Source organism: Streptomyces sp. NPDC000983, assembly GCF_040299205.1.
Lineage (GTDB): Bacteria > Actinomycetota > Actinomycetes > Streptomycetales > Streptomycetaceae > Streptomyces.
The window spans coordinates 239,516-254,780 of sequence record NZ_JBEPBM010000003.1 but is presented as its reverse complement, the minus strand read 5'-3'; the positions used below and the strand labels follow the sequence as shown (position 1 = coordinate 254,780).

The following is a 15,265-nucleotide window of genomic DNA, read 5'->3' as shown; positions in this document are numbered from 1 at the left end:
CCCCGTGTCGCTGCCACCCCTGGTCGAGCCAGCTCCTGAGCTCACCGTAGACGAGGTCCGCAGGTACTCCCGCCACCTGATCATCCCCGATGTCGGGATGGACGGGCAGAAGCGGCTGAAGAACGCCAAGGTGCTCTGTGTCGGCGCCGGCGGCCTGGGCTCGCCGGCGCTGATGTACCTGGCCGCCGCGGGCGTCGGCACCCTCGGCATCGTGGAGTTCGACGAGGTCGACGAGTCGAACCTGCAGCGCCAGATCATCCACAGCCAGGCCGACATCGGCCGCTCCAAGGCCGCGTCCGCCCGTGACTCCGTCCTGGGCATCAACCCGTACGTGAACGTGGTCCTTCACGAGGAGCGGCTCGAGGCCGACAACGTGATGGACATCTTCAGCCAGTACGACCTGATCGTCGACGGCACGGACAACTTCGCCACCCGCTACCTGGTGAACGACGCCTGTGTGCTGCTGAACAAGCCGTACGTGTGGGGCTCGATCTACCGCTTCGACGGTCAGGCCTCGGTCTTCTGGTCCGAGCACGGGCCGTGCTACCGCTGCCTCTACCCGGAGCCCCCGCCGCCCGGCATGGTCCCCTCCTGCGCCGAGGGCGGCGTCCTGGGCGTGCTCTGCGCGTCCATCGGCTCCATCCAGGTCACCGAGGCCATCAAGGTCCTCACCGGCACCGGCGACCCGCTGGTCGGCCGACTGATGATCTACGACGCCCTGGAGATGCAGTACCGCCAGGTCAAGGTCCGCAAGGACCCGAACTGCGCGGTCTGCGGCGAGAACCCGACCGTCACCGAACTCATCGACTACGAGGCCTTCTGCGGCGTCGTCTCCGAAGAGGCCCAGGAGGCGGCCGCCGGTTCGACGATCACTCCCAAGCAGCTCAAGGAGTGGATCGACGACGGCGAGAACATCGAGATCATCGACGTCCGCGAGATCAACGAGTACGAGATCGTCTCCATCCCGGGCGCCAAGCTGATCCCGAAGAACGAGTTCCTCATGGGCACCGCCCTGGAGGGCCTGCCGCAGGACAAGAAGATCGTCCTGCACTGCAAGACGGGTGTCCGCAGTGCGGAAGTCCTCGCCGTCCTGAAGTCCGCGGGCTTCTCCGACGCCGTGCACGTCGGCGGCGGCGTGATCGGCTGGGTCAACCAGATCGAGCCGAGCAAGCCGGTCTACTGAGCCGAACTCCCGGCCTGAACGGCGGGGGCTCCGGGTGCCGACGGCGCCAGGGGCCCTCGCCGCCGTCATGAGCAGACCTTGCCGTCCTTCGGCACCGTCCCGGAGACCAGGTAGGCGTTGATCGTGGAGTCGACGCAGTCGCTGCCACTGCCGTAGGCGCCGTGGCCCTCGCCCTTCCAGGTGAGCACCACACCGACGCCCTTGCCCAGTTCGTCCGCCATCCTGCGGGCGCCCTCGTAGGGCGTCGCCGGGTCGCCGGTGTTGCCGACCACCAGGACCGGAGCCGCCCCGGGCGCGCTCACCTCGGGGGTGTCGTGCTGTCCGGGCACCGGCCACTCGTGGCACCAGCCGGCCGTGTCCCAGCCCAGGAACGCGCCGAAGACCGGTGAGATCCGATCGAACTCCGGCAGCCGCCGCTTCGTCTCCTCGACGGTCGGCCGCTGCTTCGCGTCCAAGCACGATATGACCCGTTGGGAGTGCGTCGTCGTGCCGTAGCGCCCCGAGGCGTCACGCTCGTTGTAGCCGTCGGCCAGCGTCAGCAGCTCGGAGCCGTCGCCGTCCTCGGCCGCCTCCAGCGCACTGGTCAGCGTCGGCCAGCTGGACTCGCTGTACAGCGGCAGCACGATGCCCGTGACGGCCAGGGTCTGGGTCAACTCGCGGCCGGACGACGCCGGCAGCGGGTCCGCGTCGATCCGCTTCAGCAGGTCCGCGATCTTCCGTGACCCCTCCTCGGGGTCCTGGCCGGTGGACCTCAGGTAGTTGTTCAGCGCGCGCTGGAAGCCCCGGGCCTGGTTCTTGGCGTGGTCCACGGTGCCCGCGCTCGGGTCGACGACCGCGTCCAGGACCAGCCGCCCCACCCGCTGAGGGAACAGGTGTGCGTACACGCCGCCGAGTTCGGTGCCGTAGGAGATGCCGAAGTAGTGCAGCTTGTCGTCGCCGAGAACCTGGCGCATCAGGTCCATGTCGCGGGCGGTGTCGGTGGTGGAGACGTGCGCCAGCAGCTTCCCGGCCGACTTCGCGCAGCCCTTGCCGAAGTCGGCGGCGTCCTTGAGGTAGGCCGTCTCCTCGGCCGCGGTGTCCGGGGTGCCGTCCACGGTCTCGGCGGCCTGGATCTCCTTGTCGCCCCGGCAGCGCACGCCCTCGCTGGCGGCGACCCCGCGTGGATCGAAGCTGACCAGGTCGTAGCGCTTGTGCAGGGCGGACGCGACCGTGGAGTAGTACGGCATCATCGACACGCCCGAGCCGCCGGGGCCGCCGAAGTTGAACAGCAGCGAGCCGATGCGGTCGCCGCCGGTCGCCTCGGAGCGGATCAGCGCGATGCCGATCGTCTCGCCCTCCGGTTCGGACCAGTCCAGGGGCACCTTGAGTGTCGAGCACCGCCACTCGTCGCCCGGCGCGGCGGAGTCCTCGGTGGCCTCGCACTTCTTCCAGTCGAGCTTCTGGGAGGTCAGTGCGGCGGGCAGCCGCGAGCCGGGGTCCGGGGAACCGGCCGACGGTGTCCCGCTGCTGGTCCCCTCGCCGCCCTTGTCGTCATCGCCCTCGTCGCCCCCCGAGCCGCAGCCCGTCACCAGGAGTGCCGTGGCGGCCGTCAGGGCCGCCCATCGTACGAATCGCGCCATGTGCCCTACCCCCTCGCAGGCCGTCCGCACCGGTGCAGCGGATGGCTGTCAGGCCATAGTAGGCGGAGCGCAACCCAGGCGTTCCAGCCTGTGGATAACCCTCTGAGCTGCGGTTTCGCTGGGATGTGGCGGGGTGTCAGGAGCAGACGGTACCGGCCGCGGGCACTTTCCCGTTCAGCAGGTAGCCGTCCACGGCACTCTGCACGCACCGGTTCTTGCTGTCGTAGGCCCCGTGCCCCTGCCCCTTGTACGTCAGCTCGACGCCCACGCCCTCGCCGAGGGCCTGCACCATCTTCCGGGCGCCCTCGTAAGGCGTCGCAGGGTCGCCGGTGTTGCCGACGACGAGGATCGGCGCCGATCCGGGCGCGCTGACGTCGGGGTGGTCGGCGGCGCCCGCCACGGCCCAGTCCGTGCAGCTGATCATGGACCAGGCCAGGAAGTCGCCGAACAGCTCGGAGGCGGCCCGGAACTCGGGCAGCTTCGACTCCACGTAGTCGGCGGTGTAGCGCGGCTTGTCGTCGGCGCAGTTGATGGAGACGTTGGCGGCGGCGACGTTGCTGTACTCACCGTTCTCGCTGCGGCCGTTCATCGAGTCGGACAGCAGCATCAGGATCCTGCCGTCGCCGGTGTACGCCTGCTCGAGCCCTTGGGTGAGGTACTCCCAGAAGTCCTTCGAGTACAGGGCCTGGGCGATGCCGTTGGTCGCGGCGGTCTGGGTCAGGTCGCGCGGGAAGATGCCCGGGAGCGGCTTGCGGTCGAGGTCGGCCAGCAGTTTGGCGATACGGTCCTTCACGTCCTGCGCGGTGTCGCCGACGGGGCAGTCCTCGATCTTCGACGTGCAGTCCTCGGCGTAGTTGTCGAGCGCCCTCTGGAACCCCCTGGCCTGGCCGAGCGAGCCCTGTTCGGGGGTCTGTGTCGGATCGACGACGGCGTCGAAGACGGCCCGGCCGACCCGCTGAGGGAACAGGTGTGCGTACACGCCGCCGAGTTCGGTGCCGTAGGAGACGCCGAAGTAGTGCAGCTTGTCGTCGCCGAGGACCTGGCGCATCAGGTCCATGTCGCGGGCGGCGTCGGTGGTGCGGACCTGGGGCAGCATCTTCTCTGAGTTCTTCTCGCACGCCGCGTTGAAGTCCGTGGTGTTCTCCAGCAGTTCCGCGCGCTCGGCGGCGTCGTCGGGGGTGGCGTCCTGCTGGAAGTAGGCGTCCAGCTGCTGGTCGTTCTCGCACTCCACCGGGGCGCTGCGGCCGACCCCGCGGGGGTCGAAGCTGACCAGGTCGTAGCGGGTGCGCAGCTTCGCGTAGTCCTCGCCGAAGGCGGGCAGCGTGGTGACGCCCGAGCCGCCGGGGCCGCCGAAGTTGAACAGCAGCGAGCCGATGCGCCGGCTCTTGTCGCCGCTGGTCTCCGCCCGGATCAGGGCGAGGTCGATGGTGTCCCCCTCGGGGTCGTCCCAGTCCAGGGGGGCCTTCATGGTGGCGCACCGCCACTCGTCGCCGTCCGGCAGCGGAGACGGGGCGTCGCCGCCGCCCTCCGCCTGTGAAGGGGCCGGGCACTCCTCCCAGCTGAGCTTCTGCGCCGTCAGATCCTCGTCCCGGGAGTCGTCTGCGCACCCCGTCAGCAGCGAGGACAGCAGTACTGCGGTGGCGGTCAGGACGGTGGCGCTGAGGCGGGAGGGGTTCGGCATGATCCCATCCTGCGGTCGGGCGCGACGCGCCGCTCGGGGCACGGGCCGTCCGAGGTAACAGGAATCTGCCGTCTTCGTCCCGCCCGCCAGGGAGCCTAGAGCGCGCCCTTGCGTGTGAGCTGGTTGAACGCCAGCCAGCCGGGCAGGACGGGCAGCCACAGGGTGAGCAGCCGGAACAGCAGCACGGAAGGTGCGGCGACCTCGCTCGGCAGGCCGACGGCGATCAGACCGACCGTCAGGGTCGCCTCGACCGCTCCCACACCGCCCGGTGTCGGGGCGGCCGAGCCGAGCGCGTTGCCCGCGAGGAAGACCACGGCGACGCTGGCGATGCTGATCGAGGTCGTCTCGTCGCCGAACGCGCGGATGGAGGCGTCCAGGCACATCACGAAGCAGGCCGTCAGCAGCAGCATGCCGCCGATGCCCGTGATCAGCTTCTGGGGCCGCTGGAGCACGTCCAGCATGCGCGGCACGACACCCGCGAAGAGCGACCGCACGCGCGTGACGACGAACTTCCGCAGGAACGGCACCGAGGTCACCACGAGCACCAGCACCGCGACGGTGAGCAGACCCGCGATGACCGTGCGGGACGGCGACAGCGACGGCGTCTTCTCCGTGCCCGTCAGATAGCCGAAGGCCAGCAGCATCAGGATGTGGCAGCCGAGCCCGAACAGCTGGGACGCGCCGACGCTCGCCACCGCGAGTCCCGGCCGTACTCCCGAGCGTTGCAGGAACCGCGTGTTGAGGGCGACCCCGCCCACCGCGGCCGGCGCGACGATCTTCACGAAGGACCCGGCGACCTGCGCCCCCACGGTCCGCATGAACGGCACCCGCTCCGGCACGAACCCCAGCAGCGCCATCGCCGCCGCGAAGTAGCTGGCCGCGGAGAACAGCACGGCCGCGGCGACCCAGCCCCACTCCGCGGTGGAGACCAGCGGGCCGAACTCGATGTGGGTGAGCTGCGTCAGCAGGAAGTACGCGCCGATGGCGCCGGCGATGAAGCTGATCAGCGTGCGTGGACGCACCCGTTCCAGCCGGGCCGGCTCGACGGGCGCCTGCGGTCTGATCCGCAGGACGACGTGCCGGATCTGGGTGAGCAGGTCCTCCTCGCGCGCTTCCTCGATGGCCTCGTCGATCGCCCGCTTCTCGGCGCGTGCCTCGGCCCGCACCGCCTTCTTCCCGTTCTTCTCCAGGACCACCGGCCCGGTGTCCTCCGCGGCCGCCTCCGCGCGCGCCAGCTTGGCCTGCCGGGAGGCCTCCAGGACCGCCTCGCGTTCGCGTTCGGCCCGCTCCCGGGCCCGTCTGCGCAGCGTCGCGCGCGTGGAGCGCGTCAGGGCGATGGGCTGGAGCATGGGCAGACAGGCGGCGACCGCGTCGGGACCGAGGACGGCCACCGCGGAGGCGACCGCGCGTTCGGCGCCCACCCGCAGTCCGAGGGTCGTCACCAACTGGGCGACGTCCATGCGCAGCAGCAGCTCTCCGGCCGCGATCTCACCGCCGCGCAGATCGGTGAGGATCACCTTGCCGGAACGATCCACCAGGATCGCGTCGCCCGCGAGCCTGCGGTGCGCGATGCGGCGGGACTGCAGCGCCCTCACCTGTTGCCAGGTGAGGTGCAGCAGCTCGTCGGTGATCTCGTCGTCGTCGAGCGAGTCCAGGGTGCGTCCGCCGGTGTGCTCGTAGACCAGCATCACCGCGTCGGGGCCCAGCTCGGAGGTGGCGATCAGCTTGGGCGCGTTGGCGCCGGCGGCGATGGCCGCGTAGGCGAGCAGCGCCTCCTGTTCGAGGGCCTGGCGCAGCGACTGGAGGCTGCGGCGGGTGGCGATGCCGCGCAGGGTCAGGTTGCGCCACACGCGGTAGAAGAAGGCCTGGGCCTGCTGTTCGCGGTCGACCACCGTGACGTCCAGCGGCCGGCCGTCCTCCAGGGTGACGAAGTAGCGCCGGCCCCGGTCACCGCTGTCGCCGTGGTCCGTCGTCTCGTCCCGGGCCGCGCTGACCGGGCGGAAGCCGACCGTGCGCAGGCCCGCCACCAGCGTGCGGCCGGTGGGCCGCACGTTCGGGGAGCCCACCGCGTAGAGCGTGCCGTAGGCCACCGTCCAGCCGATCAGCACCGTGAGGATGATCGAGAAGGGGGTGGTGTAGCCGGTGACGAGCATGGAGAAGGCGTCGAGCAGCAGCACCATCCACAGCACCGCGCGCCAGCGGGGGCGACGCGACATGCCCACGGCGGTCATGTACGCGATGACCGGGGCCAGATAGCCGTGCACCGGGTCGGTGAGCGCGCTGAGGTCGCCCGGGGAGGGCTGGGTGAGCGCCTCCTGGATCGAGTCGGGGGCGGCCTTGGCGACCCAGAGATCGGTGGCGAGTGTCACTCCGTGCGCGAGGACCGCGGCGAGCACGCCGTCGGCGATGCGCAGACCGTCGCGCTTGATCAGCCGTTCGATCGCGAACGCGACCGGGACCAGCAGGATCGCGATGCTGGAGGCCAGTCCCGCGATCTTGATGAGCAGGTCGGGCGCCTGTCCGGTGCCCTTGTTGATGTCCTGTTCGAGGCCCGAGGTGGTGCCGTGCGCGAACGCCGCGACGGCCAGCAGCACGGCCACCGCGAGGACGCCCACCAGCAGCCGCATGAGGTCGGAGGGACGGTGCACGCGCGCGGGGAGCAGCGGTTCGTCGCCCTCCACCTCGTCGGTGTGCGGCTCCGCGGGGTCCGGCGCGGGCGCTCGCCCGGTGGGCCGGTCGGCGTCGTTCGTCTCCCCGCCCTCCCTGTCGTCGGCGGCGTCCGGGCGCGACGAATCCCCAGAAGTGCTCTCCGCATCCTCGGGGTGCACACCCTGCTGCTTCATCGTCTCTTCTTGATCTCGTTCAAAGGTCACCGCCCGCACGATGGTGGCATGCTCCACCGACACATGGGGGCGTCAGGGTGCACAAGCGGGGGCGCACAGTCTGCCGGAAGCGCCGTTCCGGGGCGAGGGCCACGCATCGTCGCGGGCCCGTCACATTGTCGGTGGGGTGGTGCAGGATGGGGCGGATGAGCGAGGAGAGCCTTCCGCAGGACGCCCGCCCGGAGTACGCGGACGAGCTGCCCGAGTATGCCGAGCGCGTCCTGGAGGTCGCGGAACTGATCCCTGCGGGGCGGGTGATGACGTACGGGGACGTCGCCGAGTGGCTCCAGGAGGGCGGCCCGAGGCAGGTCGGCCGGGTCATGGCCCTGTACGGCGGCGCCGTACCGTGGTGGCGGGTCGTCCGGGCGGACGGCGCGCTGCTGCCGGGACACGAGCTGCGCGCGCTGGGGCACTACCGCGCCGAGGGCACGCCCCTGAAGCAGGCGGGCCGGACCACCGAGGGCCACCTGCCGCGCCTGGACATGCGACGGGCGCGATGGGACGGCGACGAACGCGCGGAAGGTCACACCTGACAGCTTCGGCCATCCGCCGGGCCCCGGTGCGACCTGTGATCCGTACGGGGGAACCGGGGCACGTCCGTGGCATGACGTACGTTCGTGAGCCGAGGGACGTATGTGGCACACGCGCCCCGAGGGATGAATCGGAAGCCCTGCTTCCGTCGACTCCGTCGGCGTAGCGTCGGCTGCGCACATCCCCCTCATCCCACCGCCACCGCCTTCCACACGCGGGGGCCGACCCACCAGCACACCCACCAGGACCGGCGAACCACGTGAGCTCCTCCTCCTCCACCAGGCGCCTGCCGCACCCCGCAGTGCGGCAGGGGAGCCGTGGCGCTTACCGGCTGGTCCGTACCCCGCCGCCCCGGGTGGACCCCCCTCGTCTGGACGCGGCCCAGCGCTCCGTGGTTGACCACGCGCGCGGTCCCCTGCTCGTGCTCGCCGGTCCCGGCACCGGGAAGACCACCACCCTGGTGGAGTCCGTGGCACGGCGGATCGCCCGCGGCGGCGACCCCGCGCGCATCCTCGTACTGACGTTCAGCCGCCGGGCCGCCGTCGAACTGCGCGACCGCATGGCCCTGCGCACCGGCGCCGCGCGCGCCCCCCAGGCGACCACCTTCCACTCCTTCTGCTACGCCCTGGTCCGCGCCCACCAGGACAGCGAGCTGTTCGTGGAGCCGCTGCGGCTGCTGTCCGGTCCCGAGCAGGACGTGGCCGTGCGCGGGCTCCTCGCCGGCCAGCCCGACCTGGAGCGGCTCGGCCTGGCCCATGTGCGCTGGCCCGACGAACTGCGCGCCTGTCTGACCACCCGCGGTTTCGCCGACGAGGTCCGGGCGGTGCTCGCGCGCAGCCGCGAACTGGGCCTGGGCCCCGAGGCCCTCGACGCCTTCGCCCGCCGGATCGGCCGCCCCGACTGGCGGGCCGCCGCCGCCTTCCTCGCCGAGTACCTCGACGTCCTCGACCTCCAGGGCGTCCTCGACTACGCCGAACTCGTCCACCGCGCGGTGCTCCTCGCCGGGCGCCCCGAGGTCGGCCGGCGACTCGCCGAGCGGTACGACGCCGTCTTCGTCGACGAGTACCAGGACACCGACCCGTCCCAGGTGCGCCTGCTGCACGCGCTGGCCGGCGGCGGCCGCACCCTGGTCGCCTTCGGCGACCCGGACCAGTCGATCTACGCGTTCCGGGGCGCCGACGTGAACGGCATCCTGGACTTCCCGGCGGCCTTCCCGCGCGTGGGCGGCCGTCCGGCGCCCGTCGCGGTGCTGCGCACCGCGCGCCGGTCCGGCGGCGACCTGCTGGCGGCCACCCGGCTGCTGACCCAGCGGATGCCGCTGACCCGCCTGCCCGCCGACAAGGTCCGCGCCCACCGTGAACTCACCCCCGTCCGGGACGGGGGCCGCGTCGAGGCGTACACGTACCCGACCTCCGGCACGGAGCTGGACAACGTCGCCGACATCCTGCGCAGGGCGCACCTGGAGGACGGGGTCCCGTGGCGCGAGATGGCCGTGCTCGTACGCGCCGGCTCCCGCACGATCCCCACCGTCCGCCGCGCCCTCACGGCCGCCGGCGTCCCCCTGGACATAGACGGCGACGACCTCGCCCTGCGCCACGAACCGGCGGTGGCACCCCTGCTGACGGCCCTGCGCGCAGTCGCGGAGGCGGAGGCGCGGGGGAGCGAGGAGGGTGGCGCCGACGCCGACGGCGATACGGATGCCGATGGCGATGCCGATGCCACTGCGGAGGCCCGCAGCCACCCCGATGCCGACGCGGATGCCCGCAGCCACCCCGATGCCGACGCGGACCCCGATCCCGACGCGGCGGACGAACCGCCGGCGGCCCCCTGCTGGCTCGGCACCGAGACCGCCCTGACCCTCCTCACCTCCCCCCTCGCCGGCATGGACGCCGCCGACCTGCGCCGCCTCGGGCGCGCCCTGCGCGACGAGGAACGGGCGGCCGGGATCGCCCTGCCCCCGCCCTCCGACGTCCTGCTCGCCCGCGCGCTGGCGGAGCCGGAACGGCTCGTCGCCCACGACCCCGGGTACGCGCGCGGGGCGCAGCGGCTCGGCGCGCTCCTGCGCAGGGCCCGTGAACGCCTCGCGGGCGGCGGTACGGCCGAGGAGGCGCTGTGGGACCTGTGGAACGGCACTCCGTGGCCCGCGCGCCTGGAACGGTCCGCCCGGCGCGGCGGCGCGGCCGGCCGCAACGCCGACCGCGACCTGGACGCCGTGTGCGCGCTGTTCGCGACCGCCGCCCGCTCCGAGGAACGCACCGGTGGCCGCGGCGCCCTGAACTTCCTGGAGGAGATCGAGGCCGAGGACATCGCCGCCGACACCCTCACCCGGCGCGCCCTGCGCCCCGACGCCGTCCGGCTGATGACCGCGCACCGCTCCAAGGGCCTCGAATGGCGGCTGGTCGTCGTCGCGGGCGTCCAGGAGGGCCTGTGGCCGGACCTGCGCCGCCGCGGCTCCCTGCTGGAGGCCGACCGGATCGGCCGCGACGGACTCGCCGAGCCCCTCACCCCGGGCGCCCTGCTCGCGGAGGAGCGCCGCCTGTTCTACGTGGCCGCCACGCGCGCGCGTGAACGCCTCGTCGTGACCGCCGTGAAGGCCCCCGCCGACGACGGCGACCAGCCCTCCCGCTTCCTGACCGAACTCGGCGTCGAACCCAAGGACGTCACGGGACGCCCGCGCCGCCCGCTGTCCGTCGCCGCCCTGGTCGCCGAGTTGCGCGCCACCACGGTGGACCCCCGCGTGTCCGGGGCCCTCCGGGAGGCGGCCGCCCGCCGCCTGGCCAGGCTCGCCGCGCTCGCCGACGAGGACGGCCGCCCGCTGGCGCCCTCGGCCCACCCCGATCGCTGGTGGGGCATGTTCGAGCCGACCGAGAGCAAGGTGCCGCTGCGCGACCGCGACCAGCCCGTCGTGCTCTCCGGCAGCGCCCTGGACCAGCTCGCCAACACCTGCTCCCTGCAGTGGTTCCTGGGCCGCGAGGTGAAGGCCGACGCCCCCGCGACCGTCGCCCAGGGCTTCGGCAACGTCGTGCACGTCCTCGCCGACGAGGTCGCCTCCGGGCACACCCCGGCCGACCTCGCCGTCCTCATGGAGCGCCTGGACTCGGTGTGGAACGCGCTGGCCTTCGACGCGCCGTGGAAGTCGGCGCAGGAGAAGGAGAACGCGCGCGTCGCGCTCGAACGGTTCCTGAAGTGGCACGTCACCGACCGCGCCGGCCGTACGCCGGTCAGCAGCGAGCACGACTTCGACGTCACCCTCGAAGCGGGCGACTACGAGGTCCGCATCCGCGGCCAGATGGACCGCGTCGAGGCGGACGGCGAGGGCCGCGCGTACGTCGTCGACTTCAAGACCGGCAAGCAGGCACCGAGCTCGGCCGAGGTGGCCCGCCATCCCCAGCTCGCCGTCTATCAGCTCGCCGTGCGCGAAGGGGCGGTCGACGAGGCGTTCGAGGGGCGGCGCCCCGAGCCGGGCGGAGCCGAACTGGTCCAGCTGCGCCAGGGCGCGGCCAGGCGGGACGGCGGCGAGACCCTGCCCAAGGTGCAGGCCCAGGAGGCCCTCGAAGGGGAGTGGGTCGGCGACCTGCTCGCCACCGCGGCGGGCAAGGTCCTCGACGAGCGCTTCACCCCGACCGCCGGACAGCAGTGCACCCACTGCTCCTTCCGGGCCTCGTGCAGCGCCCGGCCCGAAGGGCGCCACGTCGTCGAGTGACGCCCCGTGGGGGAGTGACGGACAGCACCCCCCGTGCTGACCTGCAACTCCTCCCGCCCGGCGGCGGATTCGTCCGCCACTGTCGGTGCGCGCCGCTAGCCTCTCTCAGGTGCCACCACGTATCACCGACCCCGAGCAGCTCAAAGAGCTCCTCGGCATCCCCTTCACCCCGGAGCAGACGGCCTGCATCACCGCGCCGCCCGCCCCGCAGGTGATCGTGGCCGGAGCCGGGTCGGGCAAGACCACGGTGATGGCCGCGCGCGTGGTCTGGCTGGTCGGCACCGGACAGGTCGCGCCCGAGCAGGTCCTCGGCCTGACCTTCACCAACAAGGCCGCCGGCGAACTCGCCGAGCGCGTCCGCAAGGCGCTCGTCAAGGCGGGCGTCACCGACCCCGACGTCATCGACCCGGACAACCCGCCGGGCGAGCCGGTGATCTCCACGTACCACTCCTTCGCGGGCCGCCTGCTCACCGATCACGGACTGCGCCTCGGCCTCGAACCCACCTCCCGGCTGCTCGCCGACGCCACCCGCTTCCAACTGGCCGCCCGCGTGCTGCGCGAGGCCCCGGGCCCGTACCCGGCGCTCACCCGGTCCTTCGCCGACCTGGTCGGCGACCTCCTCGCGCTCGACGCCGAACTCGCCGAGCACCTCGTACGCCCCGAGGCCCTGCGCGCCCACGACGCCGAACTGCTGCTGACCCTCCAGGGCGCCAAACTGTCCAACGCCGATCTGCGCAAAGTCCCCGAGACGGCCGCCGCACGCCGGGAACTGGCCGACCTGGTGGTCCGCTACCGGGCCGCCAAGCGCGAGCGCGACCTGCTCGACTTCGGCGACCAGATCGCCCTGTCGGCACAGCTCGCCGGCATCCCCGAGGTGGGCCGCGTCCTGCGCGAGGAGTTCCGGGTGGTCCTCCTCGACGAGTACCAGGACACCTCCGTCGCCCAGCGCGTCCTGCTGGCGGGCCTGTTCGGCGCTGGAACCGGCCATCCGGTCACCGCCGTCGGCGACCCCTGCCAGGCGATCTACGGCTGGCGCGGCGCCTCCGTCGCCAACCTGGACGACTTCCCCGAGCACTTCGCACACCCCGACGGCAGTCCCGCCACCCGCCAGGCACTCAGCGAGAACCGCCGCAGCGGCGGCCGCCTCCTCGACCTCGCCAACGGCCTCGCCGAACCCCTGCGCGCCATGCACGCGGGCGTGGAGGCCCTCCGCCCGGCCCCGGGCGCCGAACGCGACGGCACGGTCCGCTGCGCGCTGCTGCGCACCCACGCCGAGGAGATCGACTGGATCGCCGACTCCGTCGCCCACCTCGTGAACACCGGCAAGGCGCCCGGCGAGATCGCCGTGCTGTGCCGCACGGCCACGGACTTCGCCGAGATCCAGGGCGCGCTCGTCGCCCGGGACGTCCCCGTCGAGGTCGTCGGACTCTCCGGGCTGCTGCACCTGCCCGAGATCGCCGACCTGGTCGCGGTCTGCGAGGTGCTCCAGGACCCCGGCGCCAACGCCTCCCTGGTACGGCTGCTGACCGGCCCGCGCTGGCGCATCGGCCCCCGCGACCTCGCCCTCCTGGGACGCCGCGCCCGTTTCCTGGTGTCCCACGCGCGCGTGGACGGCGACGACGACCCCGACCGGCGGCTCGCCGAGGCGGTCGAGGGGGTCGACCCCTCCGAGGTGATATCGCTCGCGGACGCCCTCGACACCTTCCTGGAAACGCCCATGGACGGCGTGGGCGACGACGACAGGCTGCCGTTCTCGCCGGACGCGCGCGTGCGGTTCGCCCGCCTCGCCACCGAACTGCGCGACCTGCGCCGCTCCCTGTCCGACCCGCTGATGGACGTCCTGCACCGCGTCCTCGCCGTCACCGGTCTGGAGGTGGAGCTGTCGGCGTCCCCGCACGCCCTCGCCGCCCGCCGCCGCGAGACCCTGTCGAACTTCCTCGACGTCGCCGCCTCCTTCGCGGCCGGCGACGGCGAGGCGAGCCTGCTGGCCTTCCTCGGCTTCCTGCGCACCGCCGCCCAGTACGAGAAGGGCCTCGACAACGCCCTCCCGGGCGGCGAGAACACCGTCAAGGTGCTCACCGCGCACCGGTCCAAGGGCCTCGAATGGGACGTGGTGGCCGTCCCCGGCCTGGTCACCGGCACCTTCCCGAGCGCGCAGGGCCGCGAGAAGTGGACCGCGCAGGGCAAGGTGCTGCCGCACGCGCTGCGCGGCGACGCCGACACCCTGCCCGACATCGAGTCCTGGGACTCGCGCGGGCTGAAGTCCTTCCACGAGGCGATGAAGGAGCACCAGCACACCGAGGAACTCCGCCTCGGCTACGTCACCTTCACCCGACCCCGCTCCCTGCTCCTCGGCTCCGGCCACTGGTGGGGCCCCAGCCAGAAGCGGCCCCGCGGCCCCTCCGACTTCCTCCAGGCCCTGTACGAGCACTGCGCGGCCGGCCACGGCGAGATCGAGGCGTGGGCGGACGAGCCCGCCGAGGACGAGGAGAACCCGGCGCTCTCGGCGGCCGACACCGACCACCTGTGGCCCCTGCCCCTGGACGCGGCGGCGCTGACCCGGCGCAGGGCCGCCGCCGACACGGTCCTCGCCCACCTGGAGGCGCTCGGCTCCTTCCCGGCCGGCCCCCCCGCGGCCCCCCACGACCCGGACTGGCCGACGCCCCCGGAGGAGGACGAGGAGGACGCCTACGACCTCGCCGCCGAGGACCCCTACGACATCCCCGACCTCGCCGACCTCCCTGATCTCCCCGGCGAGGCCGACTACGACCTCGCCGAGGAGGACCCTTTCGAGGAGGACCGATTCGAGGAGGACCGCTTCGCGTCCTTCGGGGCCGACACCCCCGAGGCGAGCCCCGCCGGGCGCGGCCGCCCGCTCGTCCCGCACCAGGCGACCGCCCCCGACACTTTCGGCGCCCCCGACCGCGTGCGCCTCACCCCGGAGGAGGCCCGCACCGTCGCTTCCTGGGACCGCGACCTCGACGCCCTCACCGGAGAACTCCTCCGCGCGCGGGACAGCGTGACCGAGGTACCCCTGCCCGCCTCCCTGACCGCCTCCCAGCTGCTGCTCCTGGCCGCCGACCCGGACGGCCTCGCGCAGGAGCTGGCCCGCCCCATGCCCCGCCCGCCGCAGCCCGCGGCGCGCCGCGGCACCCGCTTCCACGCCTGGGTCGAGGCGCGGTTCGAGGAACTCACCCTGCCCATGCTGGAGCCGGAGGAACTGCCCGGCAGGGAGGCCGAGATCGCCGACGAACGGGATCTCGAAGCACTCAAGGAGGCGTTCGAGCGCACCGAGTACGCCCGGCGCACGCCCTACCGGGTCGAGGCCCCCTTCCAGCTGACCCTCGCGGGCCGCGTCGTCCGGGGCCGCATCGACGCCGTCTACCGGACGGACGACGGCGCGCACACCACGTACGAGATCGTCGACTGGAAGACCAACCGCGGGCGGGACGCCGACCCGCTGCAACTGGCCGTGTACCGGCTGGCCTGGGCCGAGCAGCAGGGGGTGCCGCTGGAGTCGGTCACCGCCGGCTTCCTGTACGTGCGCGGCGGCGAGGTCGTCCGTCCCGAGGGCCTCCCGGACCGCGCCGCCCTGGAGCGGCTGCTGACCGGGGAGCCCTCGTGTGACGAACCGCCCAGCAAGGATGTCCCCGCGGGCCGATAGGC

The 15,265-nt window shown here is 72.9% G+C and carries 7 protein-coding genes; 4 read left to right on the top strand and 3 right to left on the bottom strand.

Annotated elements, in window-relative coordinates; all coding sequences use genetic code 11:
- The first annotated feature begins 4 nt into the window (after window positions 1–4).
- Window positions 5–1,183, top strand: a complete 1,179-nt coding sequence (gene moeZ / locus ABT296_RS05175) for an adenylyltransferase/sulfurtransferase MoeZ (protein ID WP_351923352.1) — start codon at window positions 5–7, stop codon at window positions 1,181–1,183.
- A 65-nt stretch (window positions 1,184–1,248) separates the two neighbouring features.
- Here moeZ and ABT296_RS05170 read toward each other — a convergent pair whose 3' ends face one another.
- The 3 genes from ABT296_RS05170 to ABT296_RS05160 form a co-directional block, all read right to left on the bottom strand.
- Window positions 1,249–2,802, bottom strand: a complete 1,554-nt coding sequence (locus tag ABT296_RS05170) for an alpha/beta hydrolase (protein ID WP_351923350.1) — start codon at window positions 2,800–2,802, stop codon at window positions 1,249–1,251.
- 136 nt (window positions 2,803–2,938) lie between these two features.
- Complete coding sequence (locus tag ABT296_RS05165; RefSeq protein WP_351923348.1) at window positions 2,939–4,483, bottom strand: alpha/beta hydrolase; 1,545 nt, start codon at window positions 4,481–4,483, stop codon at window positions 2,939–2,941.
- Window positions 4,484–4,578: 95 nt separating this feature from the next.
- Window positions 4,579–7,326 carry a lysylphosphatidylglycerol synthase transmembrane domain-containing protein gene (locus tag ABT296_RS05160; RefSeq protein ID WP_351923346.1) on the bottom strand — a complete coding sequence of 916 codons (2,748 nt, stop codon included), beginning with the start codon at window positions 7,324–7,326 and terminating at the stop codon, window positions 4,579–4,581.
- A 185-nt stretch (window positions 7,327–7,511) separates the two neighbouring features.
- Here ABT296_RS05160 and ABT296_RS05155 point away from each other — a divergent pair, with 185 nt between their 5' ends.
- The 3 genes from ABT296_RS05155 to ABT296_RS05145 all read left to right on the top strand — a co-directional run bounded on the left by ABT296_RS05155 (window position 7,512) and on the right by ABT296_RS05145 (window position 15,263).
- Window positions 7,512–7,898: an MGMT family protein gene (locus ABT296_RS05155; RefSeq protein WP_351923344.1), complete on the top strand. Its 387-nt coding sequence runs from the start codon at window positions 7,512–7,514 to the stop codon at window positions 7,896–7,898.
- Window positions 7,899–8,155: 257 nt separating this feature from the next.
- Window positions 8,156–11,599: an ATP-dependent helicase gene (locus ABT296_RS05150; RefSeq protein ID WP_351923342.1), complete on the top strand. Its 3,444-nt coding sequence runs from the start codon at window positions 8,156–8,158 to the stop codon at window positions 11,597–11,599.
- Between the two features lie 109 nt (window positions 11,600–11,708).
- Entirely contained in the window at window positions 11,709–15,263 is a 3,555-nt protein-coding gene (locus ABT296_RS05145) for an ATP-dependent helicase (protein ID WP_351923340.1), read from the top strand.
- Window positions 15,264–15,265 lie beyond the last annotated feature (2 nt).